This window comes from Desertivirga brevis (assembly GCF_017355835.1).
In genome coordinates, this window is record NZ_JAFEWF010000001.1 from 1784281 (window position 1) to 1797311 (window position 13031).

9 protein-coding genes are annotated in these 13031 nt (G+C 41.7%); 1 reads left to right on the forward strand and 8 read right to left on the reverse strand.

What is annotated here, in order from left to right; translation table 11 throughout:
* Nucleotides 1-4: 4 nt before the first annotated feature.
* From J4N25_RS07805 to J4N25_RS07825, 5 genes are all read right to left on the reverse strand, one after another.
* A complete protein-coding gene (locus tag J4N25_RS07805; protein ID WP_207421576.1) occupies nt 5-2524 on the reverse strand; it encodes an alpha-L-arabinofuranosidase family protein in 2520 nt (839 codons plus the stop codon).
* Nucleotides 2525-3358: 834 nt separating this feature from the next.
* Nucleotides 3359-3841 carry a cyclophilin-like fold protein gene (locus tag J4N25_RS07810; protein ID WP_207421577.1) on the reverse strand — a complete coding sequence of 161 codons (483 nt, stop codon included), beginning with the start codon at nt 3839-3841 and terminating at the stop codon, nt 3359-3361.
* Between the two features lie 206 nt (nt 3842-4047).
* Complete coding sequence (locus J4N25_RS07815; RefSeq protein ID WP_207421578.1) at nt 4048-4551, reverse strand: cupin domain-containing protein; 504 nt, start codon at nt 4549-4551, stop codon at nt 4048-4050.
* 86 nt (nt 4552-4637) lie between these two features.
* Nucleotides 4638-5516, reverse strand: coding sequence for a helix-turn-helix domain-containing protein (locus tag J4N25_RS07820; RefSeq protein ID WP_207421579.1), 879 nt, complete (start codon nt 5514-5516; stop codon nt 4638-4640).
* 210 nt (nt 5517-5726) lie between these two features.
* Complete coding sequence (locus tag J4N25_RS07825) at nt 5727-6056, reverse strand: GntR family transcriptional regulator (RefSeq protein WP_207421580.1); 330 nt, start codon at nt 6054-6056, stop codon at nt 5727-5729.
* 1006 nt (nt 6057-7062) lie between these two features.
* Between J4N25_RS07825 and J4N25_RS07830 the strand changes: the two genes are divergently transcribed.
* On the forward strand, nt 7063-8553 hold the full coding sequence (locus J4N25_RS07830; RefSeq protein ID WP_207421581.1) for an RICIN domain-containing protein: 1491 nt from the start codon (nt 7063-7065) through the stop codon (nt 8551-8553).
* Between the two features lie 782 nt (nt 8554-9335).
* Here J4N25_RS07830 and J4N25_RS07835 read toward each other — a convergent pair.
* From J4N25_RS07835 to J4N25_RS07845, 3 genes are all read right to left on the reverse strand, one after another.
* Nucleotides 9336-10304 carry a family 43 glycosylhydrolase gene (locus J4N25_RS07835; protein WP_207421582.1) on the reverse strand — a complete coding sequence of 323 codons (969 nt, stop codon included), beginning with the start codon at nt 10302-10304 and terminating at the stop codon, nt 9336-9338.
* A gap of 250 nt (nt 10305-10554) precedes the next feature.
* Nucleotides 10555-11784, reverse strand: a complete 1230-nt coding sequence (locus J4N25_RS07840) for a DUF4998 domain-containing protein (protein WP_207421583.1) — start codon at nt 11782-11784, stop codon at nt 10555-10557.
* 34 nt (nt 11785-11818) lie between these two features.
* Nucleotides 11819-13024, reverse strand: coding sequence for a DUF5000 domain-containing lipoprotein (locus J4N25_RS07845; protein WP_207421584.1), 1206 nt, complete (start codon nt 13022-13024; stop codon nt 11819-11821).
* Nucleotides 13025-13031: the final 7 nt, after the last annotated feature.

A 13031-nucleotide genomic window follows, 5' to 3' on the forward strand; every position in this document is an offset into this window, starting at 1 on the left:
AGGGTTATTTCGCAGCCTTAATTCTTAATATAGTATAGGAAAAAGGCGGAAAAGTATACTCGAATTCCTTAGCAAATTTAGTATACTCGCTTTCTTTCGGATAAATTCTTTCCGGCGCAACAAATGAATTCTCATCCTCACCCTTATTAGCTGTCAGGGAAATTACTCGACCTTTGGTTGATATACTGCCTGCACCTTCAATTTTTACATTTTGCGACCATGCAGTTCCTGCGGCATTAACCACCTTCAATATTACTTCATCCTTAGTTGAATCGTAACCCGAACTAAAGAATTGCATCGGAGGGCTTTGGTTTTCATAAGCCAGGATTAGATCACCATCCATAAACAACTGGGCTTTTTGTCCGTTGCAGACCAGTTTCACATTATACCATTTGTCAACATCGATCTTATGAGGTATACTTTTACTAACAGCGCCAACCTGGTTACCATTGGTAATCCTTTCAACTGCTGTTGCGGAATTATTCCAGCCAGCCACATTAAATACCAGGCCTTCTTTCCCCTCATCATCCATGCCAAAGTAGATGAAGAAACCTTCCTTACCTCCTGTTTTACGAGCCTTGAATTCCAGAGTATAGTTATTTCCTTTGAAGCCCTTCACAAGAGCCTTGGTTCCCGACTCAGTGGATGTTTGTGCCAGAACTGCATTACTCACATTCCAGGTTCCTTTGTAAACAGTATTATCCGAAAGGGTCACCCCAATGTCCTGACCATTCCGATTAATTTTTAAATCCTTAAACTCAACCTGGGTTTCCCATGATCCAAAACCAAAACTTCCCGGAGCAATGTCTTTCTGCTGGGGCGCACTCATGGTGAAGTTTGATTGCACGTTGTAGTTGGGACGGTTTTCTGCTGCCATTTTTTGTACGTAATAGGAACTTCTTCCTAAAACCTTTTCGCTATCCAGCCAGATAAGATTAACAGGCCAGGAACGGTCGTTACGGTTCTCGAGGAGTGGGGCGTAAGAGGCCATTTTTACCAGATCACCGTTACGTTCCATACCTCCAATAAACGCCGCTTCCGATAATGCCGCAGACATATTTCCGCCTCCGACTGCTTGATTAGCTGCGTATTCACCCACATATACCGTATACTTATCACGGGGGTGATTATCGAAAATTGTGGTATTCGCCAGGAACCAATCAGGGGAAACATACCAGTGGGGATCGATGCGATCAGTTTTTGCAATTTTACCAGTACCATTCACACCGTGATTTGAAATAAGTATGAGTTGAGGGTATTTTTTCTTTATAGCCGAGTAGAAGATATCGAATCTTTCGTCATACTCATCACCCCAGTTTTCATTGCCAATCTCTATGTATTTAAGCGGGAAAGGCTTAGGGTGTCCGGCAGCCGCACGTTTTGCCCCCCATTCAGTAGATCTATCTCCAAGTGCATATTCTATTGCATCCATGCAGTCGTTAAGGTAATACTCTACGCTATCCTTCGAACAGGCATCTCCGGCTCTGTATTGACAGCCGATACCAACGCTTGCAACAAACATTGCATCGGCCCCCATATCTTCGCAGAACTGGAGCAATTCGTAGTATCCAAAGCCATAGGAGCTTCGGTACCCCCAAAGACTGTACTCTCCTGGACGAGACGCAGGGTCCCCCAATGTTTTTTTCCATTCAAAGCGGTTCTCTACTGTGATTCCTTCTACTACACAACCACCAGGCCAGCGAACGAACGCAGGTTTCAAACCACTTACCATGTCAGCTACATCCTTGCGTAATCCGTTCTTCCGGTTATTAAATGTCTTCTCGGGAAAAAGAGATACATAATCAAGCCAAACCGTTCCCTTGCTGTTAAATTCCAGAGCCAGTTTTGCTTTTGAGTCTTTGATAAAGGGTTGAAGCACCGTCTTTAGATCTGTCCATTCGTTCGCCGGGGTCTTTTTCAGTATAGCTGAAGCGAGGACCTGTCCTGTCTGCGAAATCAATTTTGCTGTTATTGTTCCCCTGTAGTCAGCTGAGGTTCGGAGAATAGTACGAAGATGATATTTTTCTCCTGCTGCAATCCCCATTCCCCAGTAACCATCATTAATAAACAGTACGGGTGAAGAAGCATCACTGATCCTTATTTTGGCACTATTAGGTGCGGTGTCGAATCTGGGATTTTCTTTAGTTAGCGATACACTTGCAGATAAAGTACCAATTGTTTTTAAATTCCATCCGGGAACCGGCTCTTTAGTCCATCCAAAGGTTTGATCAACAACCTGTCCTGTCAGATGATTTACTTTCCTTGGAGGGATCAGTCGGTCATTGGCGGTGTAACCCTCCGGCATTTCAAGCTCTTCAAAACTACGATTTTTCACTAATTCGGCGTATAAGCCTCCATCTCCTGCATGGTTGATTTCCTCAAAGAAAACGCCATACATCGATGGTGCTATTTCAGCACCTTTTGCCTTAATGTTAATAACAAGTGGTTGCTTTTGTGAAAAAGCATTGATATTGATAAGCAATAATGCCGGGGCGATTAGTCTGGTGACTATTGATTTATTCATTACTCTCTGATATAATATTATTCTAAGTGTTAATTCTATATTATTAAGATTTTATTGCGGACTTAAGATGCAGAGAAAAGCAGAGGATCTAATTATAATATAATTTTAATCAAGACTAAGTTGACCAGTGGGCCTCATTTATCTGGCACATCCTATAATGGTTAATCGGGTGCAAACGTGTTTTTGAAGGTGACGTATTATAAAGATTCCTTATCATTCGCGATAGAGACCTTCCTTTACCATCTAAAAAATCATATTAATGCATAATTAATTTTAAACTAGAGAAATTGCAACGGAGACAACCGAAGACAGAAGTAATAAGAAGTGTTCCTGCCGTCTTAAGCTCACAAAAGATAAAAGAGGGATTGCTGAAACACCGGTCCTTTCAATATTTTTATTTAACAAAAAATGAGACTGCTGATGAGAAGAGTCCCTCCGTCCGAAAATCAAGTTCATGTAGTAACAAAAGTCTTATATAAACCCTGTAGCGTCTACTGCAAATGTTTGTATTACTAGAACTAATGTTAAAATCGAGCAGGATCCTCTTAATTTTCGAGTTTCTCACAAAGCTGTCAACAAAAAGTTAGGATGAGTAAAATTCTGGTCGTAGGATTTAGAATACAAATTTCCTCGGTATTGTATTACAAGGCTAGTTTGCGGTAACTTTGTTTACCAAAGGCGGCCTTGCTTCCGGAGGCGGACCCTAAAATTTACCTTTTACAGAGCCCCTTATAACTCATTAATAGAAAACTACAAAAGCAATGTTTTTAGAGCAGCAGGTAAGAGACCTGCTACTCTAAAAATTTTCAATAAGCTGTTGTCTCGCTGTCACATCTACAACTCGTATCGAACTCTGACATTTCCAGAACCCAAGGCAGACGCGAGTCCAGTCGGATCATCAATGCGACCAATCCGGGTGTAGCTATATGAAGTAGGGAAGGATTTATAAAATAATACCAGCGTGGAAGAACCATAAAGCATAATATCACCTGCCTGAATCGTTCCTGGCTTAGAGGCCGATGAAGGTAAGCTACCAGGTAAATCAATGTACTTTTCATTCCCGTTTAATTCAATCATGTCTGCCGTTAACGGAAGTAAGGATCTGAGTTGAGCAGTGGTAGCATTTTCATAGAGCGTCGCCGTAAAAGTGCTGTTTCCAATCTTGATTTTCATCTTCGTTGTGTTTGTATTTGGGGCGTTATCCGGATTAGTGGGTGCACTGTTTTCAGGAGTATCCCCGGAGGTTCCTTTATCGCAGGAAGCTGAGATTGAAAAAAGGGAGAATACGCAGAAAACCAGAATCAGTAATCTTTTCATATAAATTTTGTGTTTAAATGTTCCTATGCCTTTAGTGCTAATGGGTTTGATGCTAAGAATAAACGTTCTATTCGGTTTAATTTTGATACGATGTTGTGAAATTACCCGAAGAAGGTGTCAATAGTAAGGATCATTTGATCAGAAATTCTCATTATGTATTTCAGTTAAAAATAACCTTTACCGAATCACTCATATTTTACAAAACATTATCTTTTATTATTGTATTCCTCATCGCTTACTTTCTTCAACCAGGTCACCAGGCCCTTTTGGGTGTCCGGCAGAATGTAAAGCTGTTGCATACCAATGGTGGGGCTGGCGCCATGCCAGTGCTCTACATTAGGAGGACATTTCACAACATCCCCCTTCTTAAGTGTTTGTCTTGCTTGTCCTTTAATCTGGTGATAGCCAACACCATCTGTAATGACTAGAATTTGTCCGGAGGGGTGGGTATGCCAATTACTTCTTGCTCCTGGTTCAAAGTATACATTTCCAATAACTGTATTATATATAGAATCTTGAGCAACCAGTCCAATGTTCCAGGCCTTACCTGTAAAATTTTCCGCCGGACCTAACTGACCTTTAGGAAAAATACTATCAATATAACCAGGGACACTTTTTGCAACCTGCGCCCCGCAGCTCAGTACGAAGGCGAAAGCAAAAGCAAACACCATAACAAGGCGACAAATCAAATTACTTCGTTTAAACTTCATAACCTTTGAGAATTGAATTACTAACACAAAGGTACTACTGCCACCAACCCAGGTGATAAAGGAATTCAAACCAATCCTTAAGAAATTCAAACCACCAAAGACCGAAGAGAGGTTGGATTTGTCCCCGTCATCCTTTTGAAGTAGTTATTAAAATAGGATGGATATTCAAAACCAAGAGCATAGGCTATATCAGCGATATTCCAGGCAGGATGTTGTAAAAGAGCTTTAGCTTCACTTATGACACGTTCGGCGATATGGACTGAAGTGGGCTTTCCGGTCACTTCCTTTACCGCCCGGTTCAGGTAATTAACATGAACGTTCAGGTTCTTTGCATAATCCTGCGCAGTCCTCAGCTCAAGAGGACGGTCTGCACTTTCGATCGGAAACTGCCTTTCAAGAAGTTCAAGAAAAACAGAAGTAATTCTTGAAGAAGCGTTTTTGTGCTGGTCATAATTGTCAGAAGGCTGCAGCTTTAAAGCTTCATGGATGATGAGATTAATATAATTACGAATAAGGTCATCTTTATGGACATAAGTAGTTTGTTGCTCATCTATCATCCTCTTAAACAAGCCATTTAAAAATATCCTCTGTTGCTCATTTATTTTTAGAATAGGAGTTCCTCCGATCCTAAACAAGGGAGACTGCTGGAGACTTTCAGAGCGGTCGGAAACCTTAAGAAATTCTTCTGAGAAAAGGCAGGTGTAACCAACATAGGTAGTCGAGAGGGTTTCCCAGGAATAAGGTATATGTGGGTTTCCAAAAAACAAAACTGTGCCTTCTGCTTCAAAGCTTCTGTCGGCATAATGAATAATACTCCTACCCGTGGTCAGGCAGATTTTATAAAAATCCTTCCTGCTGTAAATTCGCGTTGCATTGCTGTCGCTCTCTATCTGAAATACATTAAACCCTTTTAGCTTTAGTTCTTTATTGAACTCTGACACCTGACGCACTTCAGCTTTTCCCATAGAGCAAAGTTATGAAATTCAAATACAACTTTAAGAAGTTGAAGACTCAGATTGCCTATGTAAAATATACTTCCGGCCGGGCGCTTCTTTAGTTTATGTAACAGGTTGAGAATTTGCCTATGGACAGTATATTGGGCGAACGCTCTCACTTTTATATCTATTCTCTTAAGCCTTGAACCAATTCACACAAAGCTATTTTCAGCTACACTATCAATCCTGCCCCTTAACAGACTTTGAAATTATAGATATCATGCCAGTAAGAGGACATTGAACCCTGTCAGAAACTCTGCTTTTAATAAAATAACCCAGTTTCGAATCATATCCTAAAATATCATTTGCTGTAAGAACTCTATAAGCGTTCTCTATTATAAGCGGAGAAACGCCAGTGGCACTACCGAGCTGTTTCGCGGATGGCATGGTTCCGTTCGCAAACCTGCCTGCACGTAAATCTTTCTGCAGAAGGTAGGCCACCTGCAGAAAGAAAGGAAGTTCAGAAGCATAATTAAGATTGAGTTCAAATGTGTGTTTGTCGGTATTCATTCCTGAGCCTTAATAAGTCACTTAATTGCCCCACTAAGATATGAGGCAACACTTTGATACATGAGGGAGAAATCATCAATAAAGCGGGGGGAGTTTGTCAAATTGGAAGTTAATCTCTAAGCCTCCCTATACCGGCAATCACTGCCTCTTGCCTAATGATGGTATCAAAAAAAATAGGTCATAAGAATTAACCCGGAGTAGAAAAGCCTAAATGTCATGAAAGAAGCGGATCAAATCAAGCAAACGGTGTAAAAAAAAGCCAGCCTTTGGGAGAGGTCTGACTTTTGAATGTAACCAATAGTATAGAAAGGATAAGTAAGGAAAGCCTCTATGAATGTGCCTTACATGACGCTAAATTATAGAATATAAAAAGGGACGATGAGGGGTAAGAAGTAAAAAAAGAAGGGTCAAAATGTCAAATTCCAACAATTTCAGTTCAAATACTCGGTAATGGTTTCTAATTCCCGGGACTTACTGCGTGCAAGCGGCTATACTTACCTCTGCCTCCGGCATTCCGGACTATAAGCATAAAGCCTAGAAACAGTGGTCAGTCATTGCATTGCCTCAGATGGTTAAGTAATTCGATTGAAGGTAGATTTTGATGAAGGACGAGAAGCCGGACCTCGGGCTCTTTTCAGAAGTACTGACAAACTCTTCTGATATTTAAGACCCTCCCGTCTATAATAATAAAGCTCTGTCAATTTGGAAAAATATAGAATCCTCTATCCTTAAAATAGAAAGCTGGGGCAAATGCACTTAGATTTCCTGGGAATTTACCACTCGCCCCTTTCATTCTAACAATACGTCCCTCACTTGGCACTGGTAAAAATCCGACTTTCGCTTTACTAACTCACCAAATTGAAACAGTAGCGCAGCCTCGAAGCGAAGCCTCCTACTTACCTGTAACCAGAAGCTAACCAATACCTCCTCACGCCACCTGACACTTATTGTAAGAGCGTAAAAACTCACATTAATTATGAAAATGAAAAAAAAACTAACGTTAATTATGAAATTTAAAAGAAAACTAACCCTATTGGTCGCCGCCTTGCTAGTGTGCTTCGGATGTTCAAAAGACAAAACAACACCTGAAAACGAAATTGAGCCCGGGCCGGACTCGAAGGAGAATAATAGTGCCACTGTTTCCGGAATAGGCGCAGCTGGGATAGCAGGAGTAAACTGGTCGGATGCCCGAGATAACTTTGTAGATGGATGGATCATTCCATGTGGGCTGGAACACACAGATAGTTATACTACAGTTTCAGCTAAAGCTAATACCATTCTCACCGGTTTTCAGACGAATATGCCGGGAGTAAATACATTGAGAATCGGGATCAACCCCGCCACCGTTGGTGAATCCTGGTGGGGAGCCTACTCGGGGGTCATCGACAGGGCTTTGAGCAAGAACATGAAAGTCATTATTGCATGCTGGGAAGGCGCTTCCTCAAGAAATGGCAGGATTGATAACATTTCTCAGTTCTGGCCGATGTGGCAGACCGTCGTAACGAAGTATCAGGGTAACAGCAATGTATACTTTGAAGTATTTAACGAGCCGTGGGGCTACACCTTGTCAGAGCTTTCATCAATCTATGTTGAATGGCTTTCCCGTTATCCTGGAGTACCTCGTGGACGCATACTATTAGGCGGGACAGGGGCATCTCAAAACGTAACTGGCATTGGTGCTGATAGCCGCTTTAACGGTTGCCTGCTTGCCTTACATAACTATTCCTTCTGGGGTAATTACGACATGGCAGGTTGGGAAGCAAATTGGCGTGCAAACTACGGCAGTTATGCCTCCAGGACTGTAGTTACAGAATACGGGGCGACCATGACTAATGGAAAAAACTATAACGGGCCTATCGGAAACGATAATGAGATAGCCTTTATAGTGGGTGCTACCAATGTTTTCAGAGCTGATGGTGTTGCCAGTGTATATTGGGCTGGCTTGTGGGATAATGACCCTTATGCCATTCAAACCAGAAGTGGCACTGGAACTAACATGACCCTGACTACAAACAACGTTTCCGGATTGTCCCGAATTCGGTATGCCTGGGGCGAGGGAAGTTCGTTTAACTCCACGGCCTATTATCGCCTGGTAAATCGCAACAGTGGTAAGGTTTTGGATATTAGCGGAAGCGCGACAACGAACGGTGCAAGTGCTATCCAGTGGGCATGGGGCGGAGGCAACAACCAGCAATGGCAACTCATTAGTACAGGAGGTGGATATTTCCGTATTATTAACAGGAATAGTGGACAGGCTCTTGACGTAAACCAAAGTTCAACAAGTGATGGCGCTGGTATAATTCAGTGGCCATGGAACGGAGGCTACAACCAGCAATGGCAGATAGTTGACATCGGTGGTGGCTTTTATCAGATTGTGAATCGTGCTACAAGAAAAGCCCTTGATATAAGCGGAAGCGCAACAACTGATGGCGCAAGCGCCATACAGTGGACCTGGGGAGCAGGCAATAATCAGCAATGGCAGATTATCCAGCAATAAGTTGATGATTTAATATTAATTTTCAAGAAGGGGTAACCAACGTTATCTCTTCTTTAATTTACGGCTCCCCTGGCGTGCTTAATATTAAGAACATATCCGGCTATAATTGCCAGTATAAAGTTACAGCCCTAAAAGCTTTATTAATCCTGTCCATTTAATCTCCTTAAAGCCTAAGCAATTAACATAAGCTAAGGCAATTCTCTCACATAAATATACCTTGCAACCTTTCATTCCATCCCGATTTCGAATCTAGGGGATGTGATGCCTTTTTAAAAGAATAGTATTACACATGCATAAAGACGAAAATAAAGATCGGATAAACAGAGGGTATTAAAGAGCCAACAGCTGATTCAATTAATCTCAAAACACTTCCATAATCACTGGATGCTAAGTAAGGAACAGTAAAATCCTTACCAGGACACAGCACTAGAAACGGATGCGTAATTGAGTTATTAATCGCAGAATAAGATGATGTGGTTTCTAAAAGGGAATTGCCCTGAAGCGGTGAACCAGGACATCGGAGGTGGGCCCTTGCTATAAATCTGTCTATTTAGTTTTACAGATGCCTATTCCTTTTCCTCATTAGTCGCATTAGTCTTTTAATTACAAAGTCCAGCCTATGGGAGGCTGGACCTATTATATAACCAATTTAAGAAAGGACAACTTAATATGTTTAAATCCATATTTCATTTTGTTCAGAATCAGGCTTAGTCCATCCGGCAAAAGCTATGGACCAAGACCTCTTAGAGGACAAAATGAAGTTTGGTAAAACGCTTATTTGTTTACCGAAATACATTCTTCGCTCTTGGCCTTATTTTCAAAATGTTACCATCCCCGTCAAACTTTAAACTATCAAGGCATAACTGTCGCAAAACGTAAGCTTCCTTCTGTGGGAATATCCGGTGATAGAGGATATAGTCCTGCCCTTTCTCCTGGAAAACGGTGTGGTGTCCAGGTCCAATAATAGTGCTGTCAGCAGAAGTTGTTAAGATCGGGCTGTTAACTCCCTTTTCAAAAGGACCGAAAGGAGTTTTTCCCACGGCATAACCTACTCTGTAGGTTGCATCGATCGCCTTCCCCTCTGAAAACATTAGCAGATACTGATTATTTCTTTTTATCATATGCGGTCCTTCGAAATATCCCGCAGGTGTAACCTCCTGAGGTTTTCCGTCAAAAGAATACATATCAGCTTTCAGTTTAACCGCCATGCACTTTCCATTTACCCAATTAAAACCAGATCCCCAATATAAATAAGCCTGACCATTGTCATCAATAAAACAGTCAGAATCAATAGTATGCACGTCAGGGAAGTCTTTAGATGAAATTAAGGGTGAATTATCTGCCTTCAGGTTCTTCCAGGGCCCTAGAGGGGAACTGCTCACCCCCGCCCATATTTCACTTCCTACTGAAACATACATATAGAATTTATTGTCAACTCCCCTCACCACTGAAGGGGCCCATACCTTCGCGTCGCTGGCAGTGGGACTTACACAGGCTTTTGTGGTTGGCCAATTTATCTGATGTCGTTGGAACTTCTTAAAATCCCTTGTTGAAAAAACTGCCAGTTCATCGCCGCCCCATGGATCTATGGTGGCATAAATGTAGTAAGTGCCTTTATCCTTTACCACAGTCGGGTCGGCAAAGTAACCGGGCATAATTGGATTCGAAATCTTCTTTTGGGATGCACAGCCAAAAGTTATGAAAAGAAAGCAAACCAGTAATTTTAAATAAATGCGTGTTCTGTTTTTCATTATTGTGTTTATACTTATTCTATTTATTGCTAGTAAAAGGGACCTTGGAAAGTAACCCTTTGATTTTTCAACTTTTTCTTGCGGTAACTAACTTCTGGTAAAAACTGACCGAACGTTCTTTCTGGAGGGTAAATACGAGCTTATTTAACTTGTCCTTATAAATCAAGATATCAATATACTATACTGATAACGGTAATTAAGGTGCTGGCAATAACTTCCGGCACCTTAAATCAGGCCTCTGTAGTTAAGTTTACAAAGCATCAAGCTTCAACAGCCTAAATGCTCTGGCTCGGAAGAATTCGCCTCCCCATTCTCCTCTATCTTTAGGATTCGTTAATGAGGCCACTAAACCAATCGAAACCTTTTTTGACTCTTTTAGCTCAAAACTTATCCTGTGAGTACCAGGTGTATTTGTTCTGGCATAGGCCAGAGAGGATTCTATTGCTTCAATATTGCTGATTTCATTACCTTCAGTTGCTACAAGATAAAAACGTCCACCAGCAGAACAGTCTGCAACATCTAACTCTATCATATAATGTGCTGCAGGCAATTCCGGAGATTGATAAACTTTTCCATTTGTAAACGAGTCCAGGTTGTCCCATGACCACCCTGCTTCCATGGAAATTGAACGATGCCAAAGATCCACACCGCCATAACTCTTGCCGTCCGTATGTTTGTAGTTTTTTACGGCAGCATTTGTGATCCAATTTGCAGGGATTGCCCACCTTGGAGACTCAGCCGAGGTAGCAATAGGATTTCGGGCATTAGGAAGAAATGCTGATGTCTCGTCTTTATAAATACCCGCAGTTTTGTAATCAGTAAAAAAAGTGTCTATGTTATTAACGGGCTGGTAAGCGGTCCTGTATTTGAACGTTTTTGCTACCGGATCTAAATCGCCGATAGTAGCCACATCAGCCGTTGCTAAGACTTTTACAGTTTTTTCTCCTGAAGTTGACTGGTACTGAACCTCTGTAAACAGGGGATTCGTTGTTAAATCCGCCGCTACCCAATTGATAGTTGTAGCTGTATTAACATTTACAGCATTTGTTACCACTCTGTTAGCAATAGATTTTTGATAACGAGTTCCTAAAGCAGTCCCAGTAGCGTAAACTGGCACCGACCTGTTCCCCTGGGCATCGTAGGTGTACATGATATAACTCCTAAAGCCCTCTGAGGCAGGCAATATGTAGGAAAACGCTCTCCCCTTACTTACATCAATCGGTACCTCTACTGAATCCGTCCTATTATTCCAGAATATTCTTGCTTTAACAATTTTCGGATCCGCCGGCAGCATAGCGGTTATTTTGATCCTTTCATTCCCCGAATAGATCCTCACTGAGTCTAATTTTCCGGAATAAGCTATTTCGCCGTTTTCTGTATACTTTTTGAACTCATCCCACTTTGCGCACGAAGTGAATATGCTGATGACGCCTGCAATCGCGATCGTCATCTTAAATGTATTGAATAATCTTATTTTCATATTTATGAAATTGAAATTCGTTTACTCTTCGTTATTATTTTGAAGGTGAACCATAAACCTTTATCTCATTGATACTTAAAGCAGTACCTCCGGCAAAGTTTTCAAGACATCTTACCCTGATGTATCTTACCTCCGGTTTGGCGACTTCAATCTCATAACTTAATCCCGCAGAAGCAATTGCCTGATCATCGGCACTGTCATTGCCATAAGGAAGGCCTGAAGGCTTTACGTTTTCGAAAGACCCAAGTAATGTCCAGGAATCAAGACTTCCATTGGAGGAAGGATTTACTGAGCCGTAAATCTCAAAGCGCTTCATTGTAGTTAAATAATACCAGCGGTTGCCTTCAGGATAAGGACGAATCCAAATGCGGCTGATCTTCCCTTTATTTCCCATATCAAAAGTGATCATGTGAGGAATTGAGCCACCATTAACCTGATGAGTAAAACTGGTCCATGGCCAGCCATACCTTCCGTCCCACATGTACTCGACACGTGCATCATTGTTTATGGAAGGAGCGTCACCCGGAAGCTCGAAGGCTCTGAAGTTCTGAGTTGGGAATTCTTGTTCAAAAATGGGTTGGATAGAGGTGAACAATGTATCTGAAGAATTTCCCCACCTGTCTTTAACGAACACCGCCATTTCCTGCCGCGTAGTATCTAAATTTCTGATCTTCGAAACAACGTCTTCCACACGTGTTCTTACACTTCGCTGATTATCCACCTCAAACTGCTTAAAGTCATTCTTTCGCATGACCATTATGCCAATACTTTCCTTGGCGTCATTTTTGGCTGTCAAATTATAACCGCCGAAAGCGTTGTCTATTCTAATGCTCTCGAATACCTTCAGGAACGGCGGCTCCAGTGCTTTGACTTTAACTACGAGCGGAGCAGAAACAACCTCACTTTTACTTACTGAGTAAAGCTTCACCTCATGTTCATTTGTGTCAGCAAATCCCTCAACAGTCAGGGTATCGCTGTAAATAGAAGATTTTGTTTCAAACAACTCTCCTGACTTCAAAAGATACTGGGCCTTAACGTAAGCAAGGTTCGGATCTGCTGGTACTTTGTATGTTATCTTAACCTTGCCCGGGAGGCTAATTACTTTTGTATCTGTAATCTGGCTGGGGACTGACGAATCTGTTCCCAGCGGAGACCTGAATTCCAGCTCTTTTTCGCAGGATACTCCTGCAAGAATTGCTGAAAACAGAGCTATATATAGTTTATTCTTGAATGTCTTCATTATTAAT

Coding starts and splice junctions, on each gene's coding strand:
- J4N25_RS07805 (WP_207421576.1), bottom strand. CDS start 2,524: ATGAATAAATCAATAGTCACCAGACTAATCGCCCCGGCATTATTGCTT.
- J4N25_RS07810 (WP_207421577.1), bottom strand. CDS start 3,841: ATGAAAAGATTACTGATTCTGGTTTTCTGCGTATTCTCCCTTTTTTCA.
- J4N25_RS07815 (WP_207421578.1), bottom strand. CDS start 4,551: ATGAAGTTTAAACGAAGTAATTTGATTTGTCGCCTTGTTATGGTGTTT.
- J4N25_RS07820 (WP_207421579.1), bottom strand. CDS start 5,516: ATGGGAAAAGCTGAAGTGCGTCAGGTGTCAGAGTTCAATAAAGAACTA.
- J4N25_RS07825 (WP_207421580.1), bottom strand. CDS start 6,056: ATGAATACCGACAAACACACATTTGAACTCAATCTTAATTATGCTTCT.
- J4N25_RS07830 (WP_207421581.1), top strand. CDS start 7,063: ATGAAATTTAAAAGAAAACTAACCCTATTGGTCGCCGCCTTGCTAGTG.
- J4N25_RS07835 (WP_207421582.1), bottom strand. CDS start 10,304: ATGAAAAACAGAACACGCATTTATTTAAAATTACTGGTTTGCTTTCTT.
- J4N25_RS07840 (WP_207421583.1), bottom strand. CDS start 11,784: ATGAAAATAAGATTATTCAATACATTTAAGATGACGATCGCGATTGCA.
- J4N25_RS07845 (WP_207421584.1), bottom strand. CDS start 13,024: ATGAAGACATTCAAGAATAAACTATATATAGCTCTGTTTTCAGCAATT.